Below are 23,257 nucleotides of genomic sequence, written 5' to 3'. Positions count from 1 at the left end.
CCAACAACGACAAACAAGCCGAGCACACGCCACGGTGCCCGCGTCGCCGGGGACGGACGACGCGGGCACCGTGGCGTGGCGTATGCGGCTAGCGGCGGCCCGTGGCGGGCACCGTGGAGTCGAAGGCGTGCAGCGCGCCGTTGACCGGCCGGATGTCGGTCACGTTCAGACCGGCCTCGGTCATCCGCGTCACCATGCTGTCCTCGGTGTGCTTCCGGCCGCCCACATTGAGCAGCAGGAACAGGTCCATCGCCGTGGTGAAGGAGGAGGGGCTGTTGTCGACGAGGTTCTCGATGACGACCACCCTGGCGCCGGGCCGCGCCGCCGCGACCACGTTGGCGAGCGTCCGGCGGGTGCTCTCGTCGTCCCATTCGAGGATGTTCTTGATGATGTAGAGGTCGGCCTCGACGGGGACCTCACGACGGCAGTCGCCGGGCACCAGCGTCGCCCGCGAGGCCAGTGGCCCGCCGTCCCGCAGCCGCGGATCGGCGTTCGCCACCACCTGCGGCAGATCCAGCAGCGCGCCCTGCAGCGCCGGATGGCGCTCCAGGAGACTGGCCAGCACATGGCCCTGGCCGCCGCCGATGTCCACCACGTCCTTGACCCCGTCGAGGTCGAGGAAGGCGGCGACATCGGCGGCGGACTGCCGGCTGGAGGTGGTCATCGCGGCGTCGAACACCCGGGCCGACTCCGGCGCGTCCTCATGGAGATAGGCGAAGAAGTCCTTGCCGTAGATCTCATTGACGACACAGCCGCCGCCGCGCACCGCCCGGTCCAGCAGCGGCCACGCCTCCCAGGTCCACGGCTCGGTGCACCACAGGGCGATGTTCCGCAGACTGCCCGGGGTGTCCTCGCGCAGCAGCCGGGACGTCTCGGTGTGCCGGAAGTGGCCGTCCGCGGTCTCGGCGAAGATCTGACAGCAGGCCAGGGAGCGCAGCAGTCGGCGCAGCGGATCGGGCTCGACGTCCACGGCGGAGGCCAGTTCGCCGATGGAGGCGGGCTGTTCCCCCAGCGCGTCGGCGATCCGCAGCCGGACCGCGGCACGCACGGAGGCCGCCCGTGCGGCGCCGAAGACGATCTCCCGCAGTTGCATGGGCGGCGGGAGCGCGGCCGGTGGGGGCTGTGCCGCGGCCGCGGGGGTGGTGGTGTCCACAGTGGTCATGACGTCGCCTCTCAGCACCGGCCCGTGGGCGCGGACAGCTCGCACACGTTGTCGGTGAAGGTGTTGTCGGGGCCCTTGTCCCGGTCGGCCAGGTCGGCGGGCTTGTTGCCGCTCATCACGTTGCGGCTGATGGCGTTCTTGGCGTTGGGGGCGCCCACGGTGCTGGTGAACAGCACGATCCCGCCGGACATGGGCGAGGTGCCCACGTTGCCGGTCACCTGATTGCCCGTCACCCGGGTGCCCTCGGTGCCGGTGAGCACGATGCCGGCGCCCTGGATGAAGGGGAGCCGGTCGGTGGCCTCGCAGTAGGCGTTGTTCTCGTACACGGAGTTGTGGCGGACGTTCAGGTCCCCGGCGCGCGGGGTCGATTCGTCGCCGACGACGAACACCCCGGCGCAGTTGCCGGTGATGGTGTTCCCCTCGACGGTGAGGTCGCGCAGCCGGCGGACCACGACACCGGTCCGGTTGCCGCTGAGCTGGTTGCCGGCGACCAGCGTGCCCAGGGCGTCGGTGGCGCCGCCCTCGGCGTCCATGGTGTTGGCCAGGAAGATGCCGGACTGCTTGTTGCTCCGCGAGACGTTGTCGGCGAAGGTGCCGCGGGTGGACATCTCCTGGCCCATGCCCTGCTGGCCGTTGTCCTCGGCGACGGTGTTCCGCACGGTCATCCGGTCGGTGCCGGAGCCCCAGATGCCGTTCTTGGCGAAGCCGGTGACCTTCAGTGAGCCGATCCGTACATCCGAGACGGGGTCTTCGGCCGTCCCGGTGACGCAGATGCCGTGACCGGCCGCGCCACAGGCGTTGTCCGACGGCTTCGCGGCCGGCGAGAGCACGGTGCTCTCGCCCGCGCCGAGCAGGGTCAGCCGGTCGGTGGTGATCTGGATGTTCTCCCGGTAGGTACCGGGCCGGAGCTCGATGGTGTCGCCGGGCTTGGCCGCGTCCACGGCGGCCTGGACGGACTGACCCGGCTGCACCACATGACGGGTCGCGGCCTGGTCGGCGGGGTCGACGGGGGCGGCGTGGGCTCCGGGGAGCTGGGCGAGTTCGATGACGAGGACGGCCGTGAGGCCTGCGAGGTGACGAAGTTTCAGAGTGCGCATGAACAGGAAGCTAGGTGGGCTCCGCACCACTCGCCACTTATGATCCTTTTGTCACCTATGCACGACATTCCCCCACTTGGCCCCCTATTCGAGCACGCGCGAGGCCCCGACCGGCAGATCCCACAGCTCCTCGCGCGGGCGGCCGGTGGTCTCCCAGGCCGCGCGGATCCGGCGCAGCGGCTCCAGGGGCGGCTCGGCCGAGAGCAGGAAGGTCGACCAGTGCATGGGCGCCAGCACCCGCGCCCCCAGGTCCTGATGCGCCCGTACGGCGTCCTCCGGATCGGTGTGCACCCCCTCCAGCATCCAGCGCGGCTCATAGGCGCCGATGGGCAGCAGCGCCAGATCGATGCCCGGGTAACGGCGGCCGATCTGCCGGAACCAGTGGCCGTAGCCGGTGTCCCCGGCGAAGTACACCCGCCGGCCGCCGGGCGCGGTGATGACCCATCCGCCCCACAGCGAGCGGCAGGTGTCGGTGAGAGTGCGCTTGCTCCAGTGGTGCGCCGGGACGAAGTCGAAGCGGACCGGGCCGTCCTCGCCGGGCAGTTCGGCCGCCTCCCACCAGTCGAGCTCGGTCACCCGGGTGAATCCGCGGGTCCGGAACCAGCCGGCGAGCCCGGCCGGGACGAAGACCGGCGTCGCCCTCGGCAGCCGCTTGACCGTGGGTGCGTCCAGATGGTCGTAGTGGTTGTGGCTGATGACGACCGCGTCGACGGGCGGCAAATCCTCCCAGCGGACCCCCACCGGGGTGACCCGGGCCGGGGTGCCGAGGATCCTGCGGGCCCAGACCGGATCGGTGAGCACGGTGAGCCCGCCGATCCGCACCACCCAACTGGCGTGCCCGGCCCAGGTGACCGCGGTCCGGCCGGGGGCGGGGAGCGGCAGCGGCCCCGGTTCGAAGGGCAGCTCGGGGATCTGGCGGAGCGACTCCACGGACGCTCTGAGCCGCCCCTCCCGAGCCAGCCGGGCCACGGCCCGCACCCCCGGCAGCGGGGAGGTGAGCCGATCAGCGAACGACCGCGGCCAGCGACGGACCTCGTACAGCGGACGGGGGGCGGTCGGCTCGGGGCTGGCTGGCCCGGGGGCCGCCGGACCGGAGGCGGCTGGCCCGGGGGCCGCCGCACCGGAGGCGGCTGGCCCGGGGGCCGCCGCACCGGAGGTGGCTGGCCCGGGGGCCGCCGGACCGGAGGTGGGCGACTCGGGGGCCGCCGCAGCAGGGGCAGCCGGATCGGGGCTGGATGGCTCGGAAGTGGCCGCCTCGGGGACGGCCGAACCGGAGGCGGCAGGCTCTGGGGCAGCCGCACCGGGACTGGATGGCTCGGAAGTGGCCACCTCGGGGACGGCCGGACCGGGGGCCCCCGAACCGGAGGCGACCGGACCGAGGGCCGCCGAACCGGAGGCGGCAGGCTCGGGGGCCGCCGCACCGGGACTGGATGGCTCGGCAGTGGCCACCTCTGGGACGGCCGGATCGGAAGTGGCCGACTCGGAGGCGACCGGACCGAGGGCCGCCGAACCGGAGGCGGCAGGCTCGGGGGCAGCCGGACCGGGACTGGATGGCTCGGAAGTGGCCACCTCGGGGACGGCCGGACCGGAAGTGGCCGACTCGGAGGCGACCGGACCGAGGGCCGCCGAACCGGAGGCGGCCGGACCGGAGGTGGCCGGACCGGGGGCCGCCGGACCGGACGTTGCCGACTCGGACGTTGCCGACTCGGGGGCGGCCGGATCGGAGGCGGCCGAGTCTCGGGTAGCGGACTCGGGCGTGGCCGGGAGCGGGCGGGGTCGTTCGGCCGGTTCTGCCGGGTCGGCCTGCTCGGCGTGGTCGGTCATGGCCTGGCTCCCTTCCCTCTCTGGTCCGGCCCTTCCGTGCCGGCGCGTCATGGCGGCGGTCCCGGGCGGCTCAGGCCACCGGGCCGTCCTCGATCAGGTCCCGGAAGGCCGTCTCGAAGGCGGCCAACGCCGCCGCCACATGGGGCAGTTCCAGCGGATCGGGCGCCTGGAGCGCCCGCAGCCGCGACTCCTCCGCCGCCCCCAGCAGCGGCAGGGTCGCCAGCCGCAGGCGCAGCGTGTGCGGGGGGTCGCCGAAGCGTTGGCCCCCGGCCACGCTCCGGCCGATCCGCCGCACCAGCTCGCGCTCCAGCTCCACCGAGTCGGTGATGCCACGGGCGGCGAGCACCCCGCGCAGCTCGTCGAGGTCGGCGTAGAGATGGCGGCCGGCCTGCGGCGGGCGGGCCAGCGCCCCCACGGCGGTCAGCGCGCGGTAGGCGGCCGCGGCCACGGCCCCGTGCGCCCGGGCCGCGGCGGCCATCCGGCCCCGGACCGGCTCGGGCTCGCCGAGGGCGTACGCGGCGGCCGCGGCGACGGACGCGGGCAGCCCGGAGCGTACGGCGGTGAGCAGGGACAGCACCCGGCCGCGCAGCTCCACACCGCGCTCGGTGGCCGGGAACCGGGCGATCGCGGCGGGCCAGCCCGCCGGGGTGAAGGCGCCCACCAGATCGGAGAGCACGATCACGTTCTCCGGGCTCATCTCGGCGGGGCTGAGCAGCACCGTGCCATGCGGATGGTGGACGGTGTCCCGCCAGGTCTCATCGCTGACGATCAGCAGCCCCTCGGCCACGGCCGCCTCGCACACCTCGTGCAGCAGCTCGGGCGGGGCCACGGTGCCGGTGGGGTCATCGGCCACCGAGAGCAGCAGGACCCGGGGCACCCCGCCCTCGGCGCGGATCCTGCGGACGATCTCCAGCAGCGCGAACGGATCGGGCAGCCCACCGCATTCGGCCGGGACGGGAGCGTGGTGGGCGCGCCGGTTCACCAGCCGCGCCAGCGGCGCGTACCAGGCGGCGCAGGGCCGGGGCAGCAGCACATCGCCGCCGGGGGCCGAGGCGAGCAGCGCGAGCAGCAGCGGCTCGGCGCCGGGGGCGACCACGACATGCTCCGGGTCGGTCCACAGCCCGCGCCGCGACCAGTAGCCGCAGGCGGCCGAGCGCAGTCCGGCCGAGCCGCCGACCGGCTCCGGCGCGGTGTGACCGGCCGTCGCGACGAAGCTGTCGAGCAGCTCCGGGAGGACCGGCAGCCCGCCGTCGTCCCGGTCCGCCGGGGCCGGGGCGGTCCACTGCCGCTGCATTCGCCACACCTCCGCCCGTGCCGGACGCGTCACCGCCTGCGTATGTCCACCTTCTGTCCACCTTCGCAGATCTCCGGCGCCGTTTCGCGGAAGGCGGCCGGGGGACCCGGGCGCCATGACAGCCATGCCGGAACAGCACGATGTGGTGGACGTCCTCACCGCCGACCACCACGCGGTGCGCGCCCTCTTCGAGGGGTACCGCGCCACGACCGACCCCGGCCAGCGGCGGCAGCTCGTCGACCGGATGACGGTGGAGGTGGTGCGGCATTCCGTGGCCGAGGAGACCTACCTGTACCCCACGGTCCGCAAGGCGCTGCCGAACGGCGACCGGATCGCCGACGAGGAGATCGAGGAGCTGACCGAGGCCGAGCGGATCCTGTCCGAACTGGACGCCGTGGACCCCCGGGACCGGCGGTTCGACCCGCTGGTACGGGATCTGATGGACGTGGTGTCCATGCATATCCGCGGCGAGGAGGATCTCGTCTTCCCCGAGCTGCGGGAGCGGCTCACCCCCGAGGAGCGGATGATGCTGGGCCTGCGCGTCGGCGAGGCGGCGGCCGCGGCGCAGGGCGTGCCCCCGGTCAGCCCGGAAGGTCCCGGTCCGGGCCGGACGCTGGCCGACCGGGTCCGGGAGCGGCTGACCGGTCGAACGCGATGAGTTCCTTCTCCAGGCCACGGCCGCGGGTGCGCACCACGGTCTCGGCGAGTTCCGCCAGCTTGTTGTTGGTCCGCTGGGAGAGCCGGCGCAGCAGGTCGAACGCCTGGTCCGCGTCGCAGCCCAGGACGTACATGACGATGCCGCACGCCTGGTCGACCACCGGCCGGGTGCGCAGCGCCGTGTCCAACTGGTCGACCTGGACGAGGGCGGCGCGGTAGAGCCGGTCCCGGGCCATGCTCTCGGTGGCCAGGTCGCCGAGCAGCTCGGTGGCGCCCTGGGCGGCCTTCTTCAGGGGGCCGGGGCGCAGCCCGTAGACCGAGACGGTCACGGTGAGCCCGTCACAGACGAAGGGCAGGGTGGCGGTGGACCGGACGCCCGCGTCCAGCGCCCGGGCCCGGTAGCGCGGCCAGCGGTCGTCGTGGAGCAGATCGTCGGCGCCCGCCGGGCGGCCGGTGTCGAGCGCCGCGAGGATCGGGCCCTCCCCGGCGCGCATCTGGACCGACACCAGCGCGGACAGATCGGGGTGGGTGGCCGCCGTGGTCCGGTCGGCGGCCGCGGCGCCGGAGGACTCCACGGCGAGCACGGCGGTGGCGGTGGCCCCGCAGCTTTCGGGCGTGCCCGCGGCGGCCTGCTCGGCCAGTTCGGCCAGGCCGCGGCCCAGGGACGGCGCGTCGGTCTGGCAGGCCGTGCGGATGTGCGTACGGTCGGGCATCGCCGGGTCCGCTCCTTTCGCTCGGTTTCGCTCCGGTGCGATGTGCGCTTACGGCCCCGTCCCCGTCCAGGGCCCCGATTTCTTCGCCTTCCCACGGCATTGAGCGGAAAACGACACCCGTGCCGTCCGCCGCGTCCGGTCAGGCTACGGTGTGCCCATGCCAGGCGCTCAGGAGTTTGGTGCGGAACTCACAGACTTCCGCAGACGGGTGGACGAATTGCGGACCGCGCGGGCCTCGCTGCCCTCGCAGGAGCGGCTGTCCTTGCTGGACGCCGCTCTTTTCGAGCTCCAGCATGTGGTCGACGTGCTGTGGCCGCGCCACGAGGAGCTGACGGCGGCCTCCCGGAGCCCCGGCGGGGGCCGGGCCGACCCGCAGGAGCAGCAACTGCTGCGGGCGCTGTTCCAGCGGCTGCCGGTCCCGGCGGTCCTGCTGGACCGCGACACCGTGGTGCGGCGCATGAACTTCGCCGCCACCCAGCTCTTCCACACCCGCGCCGGATACGCCACCGGGCGCCCGCTCGCCGCCTCGCTGCGGCGCGACGGGCAGGCGGCATTGCGCTCGCAGGTCGCCGCGGTCGCGCGCGGCGAGGGCGACCGCAGTCTGACGGTGCGGCTGTCGCAGCCGTCGGCCGACGGTGAGGTGCGGGTGACCCTGGCCGCGCTGCGGCCGCCGGGCGAGCCCCGTCCGGCGGTGCTGGCGGCGTTCCAGCCCGGGATGATCGGCGCCCCGGCGGATGAGGGGACGGCCGGGACGCGGCGCCCGGAGTCCCGGCCGGACCTGGCGGAGGTGACCCGCCATGCCGAGCTGCTGGACCTGGCCGACGACATGGCGGCGGCGCTGCTGAGGGTGGCGCTGGCCGGGGGCGGTCCGGAGGCCGTGCTGGCCAGGGCCGCGGAGGTGCTGCACGGCCGGTTCGCGGACTGGGTGATCGCCGACCTGGCCCCGGAGAGCGGTCCCGGCGCCCCGCGCCGGGTGGTGGCGCTCGGCCCGCGGGACGCGGTGGGCGACCGTACGGCGTCCCTGGCCGAGCAGGACCCGGCCGACTGCCCCCTGGTGGTGAACGCACTGTCCGACGGGGTCTCCGCGCTGCGGGTGAGCCCGGCCGACGCCGACACCTTCGGCCGGGACGCGACGGGTGCGCCCATCTTGGTGCGGGAGGAGGTCACCTCGCTGCTGTGCATACCCCTGCGCGCCTCCGCCACGGAGCCGGTCCGCGGGGCGTTCACGCTCTTCCGTACGGGCGGGCGCGGTGCCTTCGAGATGGCGGAGGCGGGCGTGGCGGACCGGATCTCCCGCCATGTCGCCCTGGCCATGCCGCGTACGGCTCCGCGCGCGCCGGCGCCGGGGGCGTGATTCGAGGACTGGCCCGCATTCGGTCCCGGCTCAGGCGGCACCCGCCGACCCGTCTGATCCGCGTCCGGCCCGGCTCAGGCGGCACCGGCACCGGCCCGCCTGCTCGGGCGGGCGCGTCGGCGCGGGTGTCGCCGATCGGGCGGGAGGCGGGCGTCCGGGAGACGCCGAGCCGGTCCGCGATCCGGCTGTGAAAGTGCCGCTCGACCTCCCCGGCCACGATCGGGATCGACGGCCCGTCCGGCAGGGCGGGGATCCGTAGCCCACCGGGCGGGTGCCCGTCAGCAACACCGGGCGCATGCCCGTTCCAACGCGGGGCGCGCGTGCCCGTCGGCACACCGGCGCGTGCCCGTTCCAGCGCCGGACGCGTGCCGTCAGCACACCGGCGCGTACCCTCGGCGCAGCACCGCGTGCCCGTCCCGCGCCGGATTAAACGAGGTTTCCTTCCCCGGGCGCCGGTTACCCGTCGCATCGGCCGACATCCGCCGGCTCCGCGCTCGAGGAGGCCCCATGACCGAGTACGGCTATTTCCTGGCCGCCGAAGAACACGGGCCCGCGGAACTCATCGAGCAGGCCCGGATGGCGGAGCAGGCCGGTTTCAGCGCCTTGTGGATCTCCGACCACTATCACCCCTGGAACGACGCCCAGGGCCAGAGCTCCTTCGTCTGGTCGGTGATCGGCGCACTCGCGCAGGCCACCAGCCTGCCCGTGCAGACCGCGGTGACCTGCCCCATCATCCGTATCCACCCGGCCATCGTGGCCCAGGCCGCCGCGACCAGCGCGGTACTGCTGGAGGGTCGCTTCCGGCTGGGCGTGGGCAGTGGCGAGGCGCTGAACGAGCATGTGCTGGGCGACCGCTGGCCGCCCGCGCCGATCCGGCTGGAGATGCTGGAAGAGGCCGTGATGGTGATGCGCCAGCTCTTCGAGGGGCGCCGCGTCACCCATCACGGCAAGCACTACACGGTGGAGAACGCACGGCTGTACACGGTGCCCGAGGAGCCGGTGCCCATCGACATCGCGGCCTTCGGATCGGCGGCCGCGGCGCTGGCGGGGCGGGTCGGCGACGGCTTCATCACCGTGGTCCCGGACGCGGAGCTGGTGGCGCGGTTCCGGCGCGGCAGCGGCGCCGGGGGCAACAGCAAACCGGCCCGCGGCGGGCTGAAGGTCTGCTACAGCCCGGATCCCGACGAGGCGCTGCGCACCGCCCACCGGCTGTGGCCGACCGAGGCGCTGCCCGGCGCGGTGCTGTCGACGCTGGCCACCCCGAGCCAGTTCGAGCAGGCCGCCCAGCTCGTCACCCCCGAGCGGCTGGCCGAAAAGGTGGTCTGCGGGGATGACGCGGAGGCGCATGTCAGGGCGCTCAACGCGTACGCCGAGGCCGGATTCGACACCGTCTACGTCAATCAGATCGGCCCCGACCAGCGGGGCTTCTTCGACTTCTACCGCACCAAGGTGCTGCCGCAGGTAGCCCGCTGAGAAGTGGAGCCAGGGCCGGGAACCGCCACGCGTGGCCGACCGACGACCGCCGCGGGGTGCGGGGACCGGCCCGCCCCGAACCGTGAGAACGGCTGAACCGCCGAGAGGAGCGATGACCCACCATGACCATGAAAGTGGCCGACTACATCCTCGCCCGACTGTCCGAGTGGGGTGTCGAGCATGTCTTCGGCTACCCGGGGGACGGCATCAACGGCCTGCTCGCCGCATGGGGGCGGGCCGAGAACGAGCCCCGGTTCATCCAGGCCCGGCACGAGGAGATGGCGGCCTTCGACGCCGTCGGCTACGCCAAGTTCAGCGGCCGCCTCGGGGTGTGCGCGGCCACCTCGGGCCCCGGCGCGATCCACCTGCTGAACGGGCTGTACGACGCCAAGCTGGACCATGTGCCGGTGGTGGCCCTGGTCGGCCAGACCCACCGCAGCGCGATGGGCGGCTCGTACCAGCAGGAGGTGGATCTGCACAGCCTCTTCAAGGACGTGGCCTCCGACTTCCTGGAGACGGTCACCGTCCCCGAGCAGTTGCCCAACGTCCTGGACCGGGCGATCCGCACCGCCTACGCCCGCCGCGCCCCCACCGCCGTGATCATCCCGGCGGATGTGCAGGAGCTGGACTACTCCCCACCCACCCATGAGTTCAAGATGGTGCCCTCCAGCCTGGACCGCAGCGGCTGGTCCGCGGTGCCGTCGAGCACCGCGGTGGAGCGGGCCGCGGAGGTGCTGAACGCGGGCGAGCGGGTGGCGATCCTGGTCGGCCAGGGCGCCGCCGGGGCGCGCGAGGAGGTCCGGCGGATCGCCGAGACCCTCGGCGCCGGTGTCGCCAAGGCGCTGCTCGGCCTGGATGTGCTCAGCGATGAACTGCCGTATGTGACCGGGCCCATCGGGCTGCTGGGCACCCGGCCCTCGTACGAGATGATGCGGGACTGCGACACGCTGCTGACGATCGGCTCCAGCTTTCCGTACGCCCAGTTCCTGCCGGAGTTCGGCAAGGCGCGCGGCGTCCAGATCGATCTCGATCCGCACATGATCGGGATGCGCTATCCGTACGAGGTCAATCTGGTCGGCGACGCGCGCGAGACCCTGCTGCGGCTGCTGCCGCTGCTGGAGCGCAAGAAGGAGCGCGGCTGGCAGGAGGAGATCATCGCGGGCGTACGGCGCTGGCGCGAGGTGATGGCCTCCCGCGCGGCGGTGTCCGCCGACCCGATCAACCCCGAGTACGTGGCCCACTGCCTGGATCCGCTGCTGCCCTCCGACGCCATCATCACCTGCGACTCCGGCTCCGTCGCCAACTGGTACGCCCGCCATCTGCGGATGCGCGGCGAGATGCGCGCCTCGCTGTCGGGCACGCTGGCCACGATGGGCTGTGGGGTGCCGTACGCGATCGGCGCCAAGTTCGCCCATCCGGACCGGCCGGCGGTGGCGCTGGTCGGGGACGGCGCGATGCAGATGAACGGCATGGCGGAGCTGATCACGGTGGCCAAGTACCGCCAGTCGTGGGAGGACCCCCGGCTGGTGATCGGCGTCTGGAACAACCAGGACCTCAACCAGGTCACCTGGGAGATGCGGGCGATGGGCGGGGCACCGCAGTTCCTGCCCTCGCAGGAACTGCCCGACGTCTCCTACGCGCGGTTCGCCGAATCGCTCGGCATGACCGGCATCCGGGTGGAGAAGCCCGAGCAGGTCGAGCAGGCGTGGCGGGAGGCGCTGGCCGCGGACGGCCCGGCGGTCGTGGAGTTCCTCACCGATCCGGCCGTACCGCCGATCCCGCCGCATGCCACCTGGGAGCAGATGGAGGCCACGGTCGAGTCGATCATCAAGGGCGACTCGGACCGGGCGGGCATGGTCCGCCAGGGCCTGAAGGCGAAGGTGCAGGAGTACCTGCCGCACCGGAAGAAGGCCGCGGAGGACAAGGCCACGGACGACGCCTGACGTACCGGGCACGTACCCATGGCCACCCGTAGCCCCTGAGGTATCCGTTTCGACCCCGTCCGCGCTGGCTACCCGCCGCACCGGACGGACGCGATTACCCGGACCGGAAGGACGTGAGCAGCATGAAGGTCGCCTTTCTCGTCGCCCCTGAAGGCGTGGAACAAATCGAGCTGACCGACCCCTGGCAGGCGGTCCGGGATGCCGGGGGCACCCCTCGTCTGGTGTCCACCAAGCCCGGCCGCGTCCAGGCGTTCAACCACCTCGACAAGGCGGACACCTTCGAGGTCGACCAGGTGGTCAAGGACGCCACGGTCGAGGAGTACGACGCCCTGGTGCTGCCCGGCGGGGTCGCCAACCCCGACTTCCTGCGCCTGAACGACAAAGCCGTCGCCTTCGCCAAGGGCTTCTTCGACGCGGGGAAGCCGGTGGCCGCGATCTGTCACGCGCCGTGGACGCTGGTGGAGGCCGATGTGGTGCGCGGCCGCACCCTGACCTCCTGGCCGAGTCTGCGCACCGACATCACCAACGCCGGCGGGACCTGGGTGGACGAGCAGGTCAAGGTCTGCACCAGCGGCCCCAACACCCTGATCACCAGCCGTAAGCCCGATGATCTCAAGGCGTTCCGTGAGGCGTTCCTGGAGGAGTTCGCGAAGGCGACGAAGGGATCGGCGTCATGACGGAGGACCGCAAGGAGCGGCAGCGCGACCAGTACCGCGCCCCCGACCCCGCCGAAGGACCGCTGACCACCGACCAGGGCGTGGCGGTCGACCACACCGATGACTCCCTCACCGTGGGCGAACGCGGCCCGACGCTGATGGAGGACTTCCACTTCCGCGAGAAGATCACCCACTTCGACCATGAGCGCATCCCGGAGCGGGTGGTGCACGCGCGGGGCGCGGGCGCGTACGGCTACTTCGAGCCGTACGAGTCCTGCGCGGAGTTCACCCGCGCCGCGTTCCTCCAGGACCCGTCCGTGCGCACCCCGGTCTTCGTACGGTTCTCCACCGTGCAGGGGCCCCGGGGCTCGGCGGACACGGTGCGGGACGTGCGGGGCTTCGCGACGAAGTTCTACACCTCGGAGGGCAACTACGACCTGGTCGGCAACAACATGCCGGTCTTCTTCATCCAGGACGGGATCAAGTTCCCCGACTTCGTGCACGCGCTCAAGCCGGAGCCGCACAACGACATCCCGACCGGCGCCTCCGCCCATGACACTCTGTGGGACTTCGTCTCCCTGCAGCCCGAGACGATGCACATGATGATGTGGCTGATGTCGGACCGGGCCATTCCGCGCAGCTTCCGGATGATGCAGGGCTTCGGGGTGCACACCTTCCGCTTCGTGGACGCGCAGGGGCGCGGCACCTTCGTGAAGTTCCACTGGAAGCCGAAGCTGGGCGTCCACTCGCTGGTGTGGGACGAGGCGCAGGAGGCCGCGGGCCGCGACCCGGACTTCAACCGGCGCGATCTGTGGCAGGCGATCGAGGCGGGTCAGTACCCCGAGTACGAGCTGGGGGTGCAGTTGATCCCGGAGGAGGACGAGTTCAACTTCGACTTCGATCTGCTCGACGCCACGAAGATCATTCCGGAGGAGCAGGTACCGGTGCGGCCGATCGGCCACATGGTCCTGAACCGCAACCCGGACAACTTCTTCGCGGAGACCGAGCAGGTGGCCTTCCACACGGCGAACGTCGTCCCCGGTATCGACTTCACCAACGACCCGCTGCTGCAGGCCCGGAACTTCTCGTATCTGGACACCCAGCTCATCCGGCTGGGCGGCCCCAACTTCTCCCAGCTCCCGGTCAACCAGCCGGTCACCCCGGCCCGGACCAACCACCGGGACGGCTACCACCAGACCATGATCCACAAGGGCACCAACTACTCCCCCAACTCACTCGGCGGCGGCTGCCCGGCCCTCGCGGGCGCGGACGGCTATGCCTTCTCCCATTACGCGGAGCGGGTCGAGGGCCACAAGATCCGCAAGCGGAGCGAGTCCTTCAAGGACTTCTACAGCCAGGCCGCGCTGTTCTGGAACAGCATGAGCGACTGGGAGAAGCGCCATATCGTGGACGCCTTCCGCTTCGAGCTGGGCAAGGTCGAGGCGGTGCATGTGCGCGAGCGCACGGTCGAGCAGTTGGCCCGGGTCGACTACGGCCTGGCCTCGCAGGTGGCCCAGGGCATCGGCGTGGCGATGCCGGAGCCGGGCGCCAACACCCACAAGCCGCAAGCCTCGCCCGCGCTGAGCCTGGAGAACCTCCAGGGCGACGGCTCGATCCGCACCCGCCAGATCGCGGTACTGGTCACGGACGGGGTGGACACCGCCCAGCTCACCCAGGCCCAGGAGGCGCTCACCGCCCAGGGCGCCGTCGTCGAGGCCCTCGCCCCGCACGACGGCAAGGTGGTCGGCGCCGACGGCAACGGCTACGCGGTCGACCGCGCCCTCCCCACGGTCGCCTCCGTCCTCTACGACGCCGTCCTCCTCCCCGGAGGCCCCCCCGGCACCCCCGACCTGGCCTCCGACAGCGCGGCCATGCGCTTCGTCCGCGACGCCTACCGCCACGGCAAACCCATCGGCGCACTGGGCTCGGGCGTCGGCATCCTCTCCTCCCTCGACCCGGAGGGCCTCCACATCGCCTCCGGCCACGGCCACGTCTGCGCCGACCGCGGCGTGGTCACGGACACGACGACGGGCACGGCGAGCGAAGAATTCACCAGGGCCTTCACCGAAGCGATAGCGGCCCACCGGCACTGGGACCGCCCGCGGGTCCGCTGCTGAATTCCGCGGGGCGCGGTGGGCCGCCGGTCATCGGGCGGGGTGGGGGTGCGAGCGGAACGTCTCTCCGCTCACACCCCCACCCCCGCATGTCTTCTGCCGTCCCGCCCAGCTTCCCTCGCCCCCGACCTTGGCCCGCGTTCGCGCGTCGGGCACGCCCCGGGGCCCTTCTTCGGCCCGTCGGGGCGCGGGGGTCGGCCCGTCGGGGCGCGGGGGCCCGCCCGTCGGCCCGCCGGAGCGTGGGGGCCGGCACGCCGGAACGCGGGGAGCCGTCGGCCCGCCGGAGCGCGGGAGCCCGGAGCGCGGGGGCCGGGCCGTCGGCCTCCGCCAAGACCCGGGTCGCGCTCGTGGGTCGGGTCCCCGGCCTCGGCCAGGGCAGGGGCACCCCGGAGGTACGTGCGCTGGGGCTGGGGGCGATGTGCCGCTATTCCAGCCTCTCCGGCGTTTGAGGAGCGGGGTCCGGGGCGGAGCCCCGGGCGGGGGTCGAGGGGGCGGAGCCCCCTCGTTTCGGGAAGGGGCGGGGTGGGGGAAACCTGCCTACGGCTCGCGGCCGAGCAGGGCCAGGAGCCGGGTCTGCGCATCCGCCCCCGGCGGCGGCTCCACGGGCGCCGCAAAAAGCCCGCTCTCCTCCAAGTCCGCCGCATACGGCGCGACCTCCCGCACCGAAAAGTCCACCAGCGGCTTCGGAATGCGCTCCTCCGCCCCAATGGCCCGCGACAGATCCCACGCGTGCACGGCCGCGTCAGCCGTCATCTGGGCGCAGTAATGCGTGGCGGGGCTCTCCCCGTACGAGAGCTCGACCATCCGGTCCAGGGCCCCCGGCTCGCGGAAGGCGTCCCGCGCCGCGGCGACCACCACGTCCCACGTGGCGACCGGGTCGTCACCGAGCAGATCGCCCTCCAGCGCATTGCTCTGGTCGGCGACGCTCGCCCCTTCCCGGACCAGCGGCGGCACCCACATCTGCTCGACCGCGAGATGGTTCACCAGATCGCGTACGGTCCATTCGGTGCAGGGCGTCGGGTCGTCCCACTGGTGGGGACGGATCGCGTGCACCCGTTCGGTGAAGAGGTCCAGCGCCTCGCAGTGCCTGGCCAGCAGCGGATTCTCCGCCATGGGCGATCACCCCGTCCGAGGAGGCTGCGGGGGCTGAGGAGGCACCCCGGACCCCGGCGCCGGCGGCGTGGGAGGCGCGGAGGGCCCGGCGGGCCCGGCGGGCCCGGCGGGTCCAGCGGGTCCGGATGGGCTGGCGGGCCCCGAAGGAGCGGCGGGGCCCGAAGGGCCCATAGGCGGGGCAGGCCCCGAGGGCGCCGAAGGCGCGGTCGTCCCCGGCCCCGACGCCTGCGCCGCGGAGTTCTTCAGCCACCCCGCCGCCACCAGCAACAGCGCGAAAACGATCAGCGCCGCCGCCCACGCCGGAAGCGCGAGGGCGAAGAGCAGCACCAGGCACGCCGTCAGCGCACCCCCCGCGTAGAGCGCGGCCGCCGCCGCGCCACCGTAGAGCCGGACCGCGCGCCGTCCGGACTGCTCCCGCAGCTCCCTGCGGACTTCATCGCGGACGGCCCGTGCGACCGGCTCCGCCAGGTCCCCGGCCGAGGGTATGCCCGCCTTCGGGTAGCCCGATTTATCAGTCATGCGCCGCCGGGTACCCGTGCCCCGGCCTCGTTAACAGTCCCAGCCCATACGGGCGGGACGCGGGACGGAACACGGATACGCGGGCACATCCGCAGGGCAGGGCAAGACGGGGGCACGGCGTCGAACGCGGCCCCTGATGTCCCACGTCCGACGCCGCTCCTCACTCCCTGCGGGCCGCTCGGCCGCACGACGGGTCCCCGCCCCCGGGGGCCTCAAACGCGCCCGGCAACCTGGTGTCGATGCCATCGCGACGGGTACGCGTGGGGGACGCGAAAGCTGGAGGGAGTACATGCGACTCGAACATCCGGATCCGGTGGTGCGTGCCGGGGACCCGCGCGAGCGGCGCGGGGTCCTCGATCGGCTGCCCAAGGCGTTGCGCTCGGCGGCGGTGGAGACCGCGCGCGGGGGCCGTGCCCCCGGTTCTGCCTCGCCCGGCACCCACGCCGCCCGGCCGCTGGACCAGGAGGTCGACGGCGCCCGCGCCCGGCATGCGCGGGAGCGCGGCGCGGCGGCGATGGAGCGGTTCCCGGCCGGCCGGATCCCCTCGGACGGGCACCTGGAGGCAGCCGAAGGAGTTCCGGCCCTGGTCGACGCGGCGCGCGAACACCGCATAGGCTCGTTGCTGATACGCCCCAAAGAGCCCGATCTCTACCGCGAGGTATGGGTGGGCACCAACCGGACCAGCCGGCCTCGCATCGCACCGATGTCCAGCATCTGGGCGACGCCCGGCCGTCCCCGGCCCGCGCCGACGACGCGCTGATCCGCACGGACTGACCATCCCCGAAGACGACCACCTCGGAAGACGACCATCCCGGAAGACGACCATCCCGGGAGACACATACGGACCCGCTGAGGAAGGGGACCGACATGCAGCGAGGCAGCGACCGGCTGAGCGTCCACAAGGACGACGAGATGAAGCACGAGCTCCAGGGGCTGATCCGCTCCGGGCACCCGACCCGTGCCGAGGAATGGCACGACCCGGAGCCGGCCGCCGACGACGACCCGGACGTGACCCAGGGGCCGATCCCGGCCCGCGGGACGACCGGTGAGGCCGAGACGGTGCGGTTCGAGTTCGCGCGCCGGCTGGGACGTACGTCGTTCCCCGCCGATCGTGAGGAGCTGTTGCGCGTCCTGGAGGAACGGCACACACCGGATGGTCTGATCGCTCTGGCCGAGGAACTGCCCGCGGACCGGACGTTCCACACGGTGCAGGAGGTGGTCTCGGCGCTGGGGCTGCGCCCGGCCTCGTAAGACCCTCGCAAGACCGTCGTAAGACATGGAGCGACGGCGACACACCGAGGGACGGCGCACACCGGCACGCATAGCCCCCGCCCCGCGCGGGTACTGCGGGCAGCACATCACCCACGAAGGGGAGGTGGACAGATGTCCCAGGACCCACCTCGCTATGTGCGGGAAGTCATGACGCGGCCCGTGATCTGGGTGCACCCCGATGCCTCGCTGGTGGAAGCAGCTCAACTGATGCGCGCACAGGGCATCGGCGATGTGCTGGTCGCCAGCGACGGGGAGCTGCTCGGTGTGCTCACCGACCGCGACATCACCCTCCGCGCTGTCGCCGAGGGCATCGACCCCCTCGCCGTCACCTGCCACGCCGTGTGCACTCCGGACCCGGTGACCATCGGGCCGGACGAGGAGGTGGCCGAGGCGGCCGCGCTGATGCGGAGATATGCGGTCGGGCGGCTTCCGGTCGTCGAGGCGGGGCGTCCACTGGGCGTGATCAGCCTGGGCGATGTGGCCGAGCCGCCCTGAATTCCCGCAGCACGTTCCGCCGAAGGGGCGGTGGGGGTCCCTTGGGTTCTAGGAGTCGTTGCAACACCCCAGTTCAGGGGATGCGATGGACTTCGAGATCCGTAAGGACCGGACGAAGCCTCAGGGTAGGAAGAAGCTGACCCGGGAGCGGGAGGCATACTCCCGGCTCATGCAGCAGGGCGTGAGCAACCGGGAAGCGTGCCGGATCGTCGGGATCGACGAACGGACCGGCCAGAAGTGGCGCAACGGGCGTCACGCATACGGAAACCGGAAGGCGCTGCCACCGGTCAACGCGGTGGCAGCGCCTTCCGGGCCGTCCCGGTACTTGCCTGAGGCAGACCGCATTCACATCGCGGACCGGCTGCGGGAGAAGGCCACGATCCGCGCGATCGCCGCCGAACTGGGCCGCAGCCCGTCCACGGTCAGCCGGGAAGTCCGCCGCAACCGCACCATGGGCACTCGCGGCACATGGCACTACCGCCCGCACGCGGCCCAGGCTCGCGCGGACGCCCGCCGCCCCCGCCCCAAGCCCCGCAAGATCAACGAAGCTCCCGGGCTGCGGGACGCTGTCCAGGCGATGCTGGACGAGAAGTGGAGCCCGGAGCAGATATGCCAGGCTCTGCGGCAGAAGTTCCCCGACCGGCCGGAGATGCACGTGACCCACACTGCTTGCATAGTGAGACGGTTCTTCTCGTGATGCGAGACGCCTTCTATCGTGGAGCCACCCGCTCACCGGTCCCGAAGGGGGAGTTCCGCCATGTCGAAGGACGCCGCCGTCTACACCCACGGCCACCATGAGTCGGTGCTGCGCTCGCACACCTGGCGCACGGCGGCCAACTCCGCCGCGTATCTCACCGGCCATCTCCGGCCCCATATGCGGATCCTGGACATCGGCTGCGGCCCCGGCACCATCACCGCCGACCTGGCCGAACTGGTCCCCCAGGGGCAGGTCACGGGCGTCGACGCCGCGGACTCCATCCTGGAGCGGGCCCGCTCGGTGGCCGAGGAGCGCGGGCTGACGAACGTGTCCTTCGCGGTCGCCGACGTCCACGCACTGGACTACCCCGACGACTCCTTCTGCGTGGTCCACGCCCATCAGGTGCTGCAGCACGTCGGCGACCCGGTGGGGGCGCTGCGCGAGATGCGCCGGGTGTGCGCGCCGGGCGGCATCGTGGCGGTGCGCGACTCCGACTACGCCGCCATGACCTGGTACCCGTCCGTCCCCGGCCTGGACGGCTGGCTGGACCTCTACCACCGGGTCGCGCGGGCCAACGGCGGTGAGCCGGACGCCGGTCGCAGGCTGCGCTCCTGGGCGCTGGAGGCGGGGTTCACCGACATCGGCATCACCTCGACCGCCTCGGCGTGGTGCTACGCCACCGAGGAGGAGCGGGCGTGGTGGAGCGGGCTGTGGGCGGACCGCACGGTCGCCTCCTCCTACGCCCGGCGCGCGGTGGACGGCGGCCATGCCACCGAGGAGGAACTGCGGTCGATCGCGGAGGCGTGGCGGGCGTGGGGCGAGGCCCCGGACGGTTGGTTCGCCGTCCTGCACGGTGAGATCCTCTGCCGCGTCTGAGCAGTTCAACTAGGCTCGCCCGCATGGATATTCTGGGGACTTCACTCCGCGTGTGCGTCGACGATCTGGATTCGGCGATCGCCGTCTACGAACGGCTGACGGGGGCCGAGGCGGTGCGCTTCCAGCGCGGCCCCGTCTCGGTCGCGGCGGTCGGCTGCTTCTTTCTGATGAGCGGTCCGGAGTCGGAGCTGTCGATTCTTCGCAAGATCACGGCGACGATCGCGGTGAAGGACGTGGACGAGGCGATCGCGGATCTCACGGCGGTCGGTGGGCAGATCGTGGCCGGTCCGCTGCCCGCCCCCGTGGGCCGGACCCTGGTGGCGCGCCACCCCGACGGCTCGATCTTCGAGTACGTCGACCGGAATCCGATGGCGTGACCCGCCCGTGAACTCAACCGTCCGGCAGACCCGTCAGGAGGGCGGTCCCGGGTCCTCGGTGAGCTCCTCGTCGTCGAACTCCTCGTAGAGATCGTCCACATCACGGAGTTCATCGCTCTTGATCCGGACCGCCTCCTCCTCGGCGGACAGCCCGCTGGTCGAGCCCTCCTGGGAGTAGACGTCCTGCTCGCGCGGGAAGTCGGGGTCCGGCTCGTCGTACAGCAGCCCCGCCCGTTCCGCCTCGATGCCGACCGGCTCCCCCGTCTCCGGCTCCTCATCGGTCAAGCGCTCCTCGAGCGACTCCCGCTCATGCGTCTCCGCGCTCGTGGTGTCCCGGTATTCGGCGATCGTCGGCTCGTCCCCGGGCACGGGCAACTGCTCAGGATCCTCGGCCCGCTGCTGCGCGGGCGTACCGTCCTGCAGATCGGGGATCCCCTCATCCTCGGGATCCGCGCCGGGGTCATGCGGTGTCCTCACGGTCGCGGCTCCTTCCGCTAGCTCGTGCGCTATGCCGACGTCCACGACCGGGTGCCCCCTGCGCCAGCCCTATGCGGGCCACACGCGCGGCAGCCGCGCGGCATCCATGGGGGATGCACCCCACTCGCAGGGGCAGGCCGCCCGCCCCCGCCACCGGGCAGGCCCGTACTCCCGCTCTCGGACGAGACCGCCTGCGGGCACAACCCGGTCAGGCCCGTATGCGGGCCGCAGGCCACTTGGACGGCGCAGGCCGCCTGCGGGCACGCCCCAAGCAGGCCCGCTCTCGGCCAAGATCGCCTGCGGACACAAGCCGGACGGCCCGCTTCCGGGCGAAGCCGCCTGCGGGCACAACCCGGCCAAGGCACGCGCCACATGCGGGGGCGCAACCCGGGCAGGCCGCCCTGCGGCCCGCAGGCCACTGACAGGACGCAGACCGCAGGGCAGCCGCTTGCCAGGCAGGCCCGCTTCCAGACGAGACCGTCTGCGAGCACAACCCGGTCAAGAAACTCGCCATGCGGCGCAATCCGAACACGCCCCACGCGAGATGCAGGCCGCTCGCGGCCGCACCCCGGGCAGGCTCACTGCCAGGCGAGACTGCCTGCGGGCACAACCCAGACAAGCCCGCCTCCAGACAAAGCCGCCTGCGGGCACAACCCGGCCAAGCCACGCGCCACATGCGAGGGCGCAACCCGGGCAGGCCGCCCTGCGGCCTGCAGGCCACTGACAGGACGCAGACCGCTCACGCTCACGCCCCGGGCAGGCCCGCCCCCGGGCGAGACCGCCTGCGGGCGCACCCGGGCCGTTCCAATGCGGGCCGTAGGCCCGCTATGTGGGGCGCATGCGGAACTCGTAGCGGCCGGGTAGCGGGTGTTCGGTCCTGGCCTGTGCTCGTGCCTCCTCGGTCAGAGGTTCCTCGGTCCCCGTCACCAGCCGTTCCACGATCGCGTACCAGGTGTCGCTCAACGCCTCGTCGCCCTCGCGCAGATCGCAGACCTCGAAGCCCTCGTCGAAGACGGCGCGGGCGGCCAAGGCGTCGCCCTGGGCCAGTAGCACCTGTGCGCGCAGCAGCCGGAAGCGGCCGCGGGCCCGGATGGCGGGGCGCAGGGCGTCGAGGACCGCTCGGGCGTCGTCGGCGCGGTCGGCCGCGAGCAGCGCGACGATCGCCTCCCGGCCGAGTGCCGCCTCCGCCGCCTCCAGGGCGACCGGGTCGGCGGCGGCAGCGAGGGGCGGTGCGGCCAGCGAGACGGCGGTCGGTGCTCCGGCCGCCTCCGCCCCCTGTCCCGTTCCCGCTCCCACTCCCACTCCCGGCCCCTGCCCCGCTCCCGCCGCTTCGAGCACCGGGTCCGCTTCGAGCACCGGGGCCGCCTCCCGCAGCGGGACGGTGCCCGAGGCGAGGAGGAGCTGTACGGCGCGCAGCAGCCGGTCCGCCGCGCGCGCGGGATGGCCGGAGGCGGTGTCGGCGACGGCCAGACAGCGCAGTGCCCAGGGCGTTTCGGCGCACCGCAGCGACCGCTCCCAGCTCCGCTCGGCCTGTGCGCGGTCGCCCGCATGCCACTGGGCGACGCCCAGGTGGTATTCGGCGCCCGCGGTCGAGGGGGCCGCTTCGAGGAGGTCGCGCCAGGCGGGCGCGACCAGGGAGGCGCCGGGGTCGGCCTGGGAGGGGCCCGGCTCCCAGTCGGGAAGGGCGCCGGTGCGCAGCAACCGGCGCCACGGCTCCTGGTCCTCCCCCAGCGTGCCCGGATCGAACGGCGTACCGGGCAACTGGAACCCGCCGCGCTCGGCCTCCAGCGCGCCCCAGCCGGAGCCGGTCGCGAGGCGCTCCGCCGGTTCCGCGTCGGCGTACGGACGCCAGGTGGCGTAGGCCGCGTCGACCGCGGCGCGCGGCAGCGCCGCCTCCAGCCGGGTCTCGGTCTCGCGGCGGGCGGCGGCCCAGTCGGTGCCGTGGACGGCGACCGGGTCGGCGGTCAGCGGACCGTACGCCTCCAGCCAGGCGAACTCCTCGCCTGCCTCCAGCGGGATGTGCTCGAGCTGGGTGCGGGCGAGCCCGGCCTGGATCTCGGCGTAGCCGCCGGTGCCGGGCTCGGTCAGCCACTGCTGCCAGCGCCGTCCTCCGGGGCCCGCGCCCCAGACGAAGAGCTTGCGGCCGCGCAGCAGATCGGTCGAGGTCTGGACGAGTCCGCTGCCGTCGGCGCCGAGGGAGGCGATCCAGCGGCGGGCGCCGTCGGGCACCTCGTAGAAGTAGTCGGCGGGGTAGGCGCCGCGCAGCGGATAGGTGCGGTCGGCGCCGTCCCACTCCGGGACCGGGACCTTGCTGAGGGTGCGGGCGTAGCCGAAGTGCCAGGCGTCGTCGGCGGGGGCGAGGACGCGGGTGTGCTCGTCCTCGGGGACGGCGATGTTGGACCACCAGTAGACGGGGGCGGGGAGGTGGTGGGGGTTGCGGATCCTGACGCCCACGTAGAGGAACGCGGAGTCGGCGGGCAGCCACAGATCCACCTGGAAGGGCAGATCGCGCAGCCGCTCCCACTCCCACAGCCGCACCATCGCGCCCCCGTCGGCGGCGTCGGGGGCGGGGACGCGGGCGGCGTGCAGGGGTGCGCAGGACAGGGTGGTGTGGCCGGTGGCGCCGATGTTCCACTCGATCCCGCCGGAGAACCAGGCGCCGTTGAGGGCGAAGTCGGCGGGCTGGAGCACCGGGTTGCGGTACAGCAGCTCGATGTCGGCGGAATCGCCGGTGGACTTGTGGATCAGCGAGTGGACCCGGCCGCCGAGCCCGGGCAGCACCGTGGCCCGCAGCCGGTCGTTCTCCAGGACGATGGCGTCGAGCGTGGCGGGGGCGCGGTCGCGGCCGTAGCCGTCGCGCAGCCGCACCGGCAGCACCGACCGCAGGGGGGCATGGGCGACCTGACGGGCCATGTCGGAGGGGAGCGTGGCCCGGACGCGGTCGTCCACGCGGTGCACCTCGTCGAGGGGGCGCAGCACGGGCAGGGGGTTGTCGGGCCCGAGGGGGGCGGTGGGAAGGGTCAGGGTGGTACGTCGCACGCTCGTGGCCACGGGCTGCCTCGCTCCGACTGCCTTGGGTCACCTCGGTGCGGCGACCGTCCGATGACCATGGAACAACGTCGTGGGGCCGCTGAACAGAGCCGC

Annotated in this window: 20 protein-coding genes and 1 pseudogene; 12 read left to right on the top strand and 9 right to left on the bottom strand. The window is 73.0% G+C overall.

The features are described 5' to 3' along the window. Positions 1-88: 88 nt before the first annotated feature. The 4 genes from STRVI_RS11200 to STRVI_RS11185 all read right to left on the bottom strand — a co-directional run bounded on the left by STRVI_RS11200 (position 89) and on the right by STRVI_RS11185 (position 5,377). Positions 89-1,162, bottom strand: a complete 1,074-nt coding sequence (locus STRVI_RS11200; RefSeq protein ID WP_014055761.1) for a methyltransferase — start codon at positions 1,160-1,162, stop codon at positions 89-91. A gap of 11 nt (positions 1,163-1,173) precedes the next feature. Further along, positions 1,174-2,259 carry a right-handed parallel beta-helix repeat-containing protein gene (locus STRVI_RS11195; protein WP_014055760.1) on the bottom strand — a complete coding sequence of 362 codons (1,086 nt, stop codon included), beginning with the start codon at positions 2,257-2,259 and terminating at the stop codon, positions 1,174-1,176. A gap of 84 nt (positions 2,260-2,343) precedes the next feature. Next, positions 2,344-3,588 carry an MBL fold metallo-hydrolase gene (locus STRVI_RS11190; protein WP_435532614.1) on the bottom strand — a complete coding sequence of 415 codons (1,245 nt, stop codon included), beginning with the start codon at positions 3,586-3,588 and terminating at the stop codon, positions 2,344-2,346. 565 nt (positions 3,589-4,153) lie between these two features. Further along, positions 4,154-5,377, bottom strand: coding sequence for an aminotransferase class I/II-fold pyridoxal phosphate-dependent enzyme (locus STRVI_RS11185; RefSeq protein WP_014055758.1), 1,224 nt, complete (start codon positions 5,375-5,377; stop codon positions 4,154-4,156). A 115-nt stretch (positions 5,378-5,492) separates the two neighbouring features. Between STRVI_RS11185 and STRVI_RS11180 the strand changes: the two genes are divergently transcribed. Next, positions 5,493-6,035, top strand: coding sequence for a hemerythrin domain-containing protein (locus STRVI_RS11180; protein WP_014055757.1), 543 nt, complete (start codon positions 5,493-5,495; stop codon positions 6,033-6,035). On the opposite strand, the gene STRVI_RS11175 is transcribed toward STRVI_RS11180, so the two are convergent. Beyond that, positions 5,959-6,747: an ANTAR domain-containing response regulator gene (locus STRVI_RS11175; protein WP_014055756.1), complete on the bottom strand. Its 789-nt coding sequence runs from the start codon at positions 6,745-6,747 to the stop codon at positions 5,959-5,961. The two genes, STRVI_RS11180 and STRVI_RS11175, sit on opposite strands and share 77 nt — an antisense overlap. A gap of 157 nt (positions 6,748-6,904) precedes the next feature. Between STRVI_RS11175 and STRVI_RS11170 the strand changes: the two genes are divergently transcribed. From STRVI_RS11170 to STRVI_RS11150, 5 genes are all read left to right on the top strand, one after another. Next, positions 6,905-8,101 carry a PAS domain-containing protein gene (locus tag STRVI_RS11170; RefSeq protein WP_014055755.1) on the top strand — a complete coding sequence of 399 codons (1,197 nt, stop codon included), beginning with the start codon at positions 6,905-6,907 and terminating at the stop codon, positions 8,099-8,101. Positions 8,102-8,608: 507 nt separating this feature from the next. Further along, positions 8,609-9,574, top strand: a complete 966-nt coding sequence (locus STRVI_RS11165) for a TIGR03557 family F420-dependent LLM class oxidoreductase (protein ID WP_014055754.1) — start codon at positions 8,609-8,611, stop codon at positions 9,572-9,574. 122 nt (positions 9,575-9,696) lie between these two features. Beyond that, entirely contained in the window at positions 9,697-11,517 is a 1,821-nt protein-coding gene (locus tag STRVI_RS11160) for a thiamine pyrophosphate-requiring protein (RefSeq protein ID WP_014055753.1), read from the top strand. A 122-nt stretch (positions 11,518-11,639) separates the two neighbouring features. Further along, a complete protein-coding gene (locus STRVI_RS11155) occupies positions 11,640-12,194 on the top strand; it encodes a type 1 glutamine amidotransferase domain-containing protein (RefSeq protein ID WP_014055752.1) in 555 nt (184 codons plus the stop codon). Then, positions 12,191-14,290 (top strand): catalase, encoded by a 2,100-nt coding sequence (locus STRVI_RS11150; RefSeq protein WP_014055751.1) that lies wholly within the window; start codon positions 12,191-12,193, stop codon positions 14,288-14,290. The genes STRVI_RS11155 and STRVI_RS11150 overlap by 4 nt, the downstream gene beginning before the upstream one ends. A 534-nt stretch (positions 14,291-14,824) precedes the next feature. Here the strand turns inward: STRVI_RS11150 and STRVI_RS11145 are convergent. Both STRVI_RS11145 and STRVI_RS47685 read right to left on the bottom strand, forming a co-directional pair. Next, positions 14,825-15,400: a TIGR03086 family metal-binding protein gene (locus tag STRVI_RS11145; protein ID WP_014055750.1), complete on the bottom strand. Its 576-nt coding sequence runs from the start codon at positions 15,398-15,400 to the stop codon at positions 14,825-14,827. Between the two features lie 6 nt (positions 15,401-15,406). Then, complete coding sequence (locus tag STRVI_RS47685) at positions 15,407-15,919, bottom strand: phage holin family protein (RefSeq protein ID WP_078505216.1); 513 nt, start codon at positions 15,917-15,919, stop codon at positions 15,407-15,409. Between the two features lie 289 nt (positions 15,920-16,208). Between STRVI_RS47685 and STRVI_RS11140 the strand changes: the two genes are divergently transcribed. From STRVI_RS11140 to STRVI_RS11115, 6 genes and pseudogenes are all read left to right on the top strand, one after another. Continuing rightward, on the top strand, positions 16,209-16,679 hold the full coding sequence (locus STRVI_RS11140; RefSeq protein ID WP_014055749.1) for a hypothetical protein: 471 nt from the start codon (positions 16,209-16,211) through the stop codon (positions 16,677-16,679). Positions 16,680-16,786: 107 nt separating this feature from the next. Next, complete coding sequence (locus STRVI_RS11135; protein ID WP_014055748.1) at positions 16,787-17,170, top strand: DUF2795 domain-containing protein; 384 nt, start codon at positions 16,787-16,789, stop codon at positions 17,168-17,170. Between the two features lie 132 nt (positions 17,171-17,302). After that, the gene (locus tag STRVI_RS11130; RefSeq protein WP_014055747.1) at positions 17,303-17,686 is read left to right on the top strand and encodes a CBS domain-containing protein; all 384 of its coding nucleotides are present in this window, start codon (positions 17,303-17,305) and stop codon (positions 17,684-17,686) included. Between the two features lie 85 nt (positions 17,687-17,771). Next, positions 17,772-18,350 (top strand): annotated as a pseudogene (locus STRVI_RS11125) (helix-turn-helix domain-containing protein); the annotation flags it as partial. Positions 18,351-18,443: 93 nt separating this feature from the next. Then, positions 18,444-19,259 carry a class I SAM-dependent methyltransferase gene (locus STRVI_RS11120; RefSeq protein ID WP_014055745.1) on the top strand — a complete coding sequence of 272 codons (816 nt, stop codon included), beginning with the start codon at positions 18,444-18,446 and terminating at the stop codon, positions 19,257-19,259. A 23-nt stretch (positions 19,260-19,282) separates the two neighbouring features. Beyond that, positions 19,283-19,636 carry a VOC family protein gene (locus STRVI_RS11115; protein WP_014055744.1) on the top strand — a complete coding sequence of 118 codons (354 nt, stop codon included), beginning with the start codon at positions 19,283-19,285 and terminating at the stop codon, positions 19,634-19,636. A gap of 33 nt (positions 19,637-19,669) precedes the next feature. Here STRVI_RS11115 and STRVI_RS11110 read toward each other — a convergent pair whose 3' ends face one another. Continuing rightward, entirely contained in the window at positions 19,670-20,113 is a 444-nt protein-coding gene (locus STRVI_RS11110) for a DUF5709 domain-containing protein (protein ID WP_014055743.1), read from the bottom strand. 825 nt (positions 20,114-20,938) lie between these two features. Next, the gene (locus tag STRVI_RS11105; protein WP_014055742.1) at positions 20,939-23,164 is read right to left on the bottom strand and encodes a DUF5107 domain-containing protein; all 2,226 of its coding nucleotides are present in this window, start codon (positions 23,162-23,164) and stop codon (positions 20,939-20,941) included. Positions 23,165-23,257: the final 93 nt, after the last annotated feature.

The organism is Streptomyces violaceusniger Tu 4113 (genome assembly GCF_000147815.2).
GTDB lineage: Bacteria > Actinomycetota > Actinomycetes > Streptomycetales > Streptomycetaceae > Streptomyces > Streptomyces violaceusniger_A.
The sequence above is the reverse complement of the archived record's forward strand: the minus strand, read 5'-3'. Positions and strand labels throughout refer to the sequence as shown.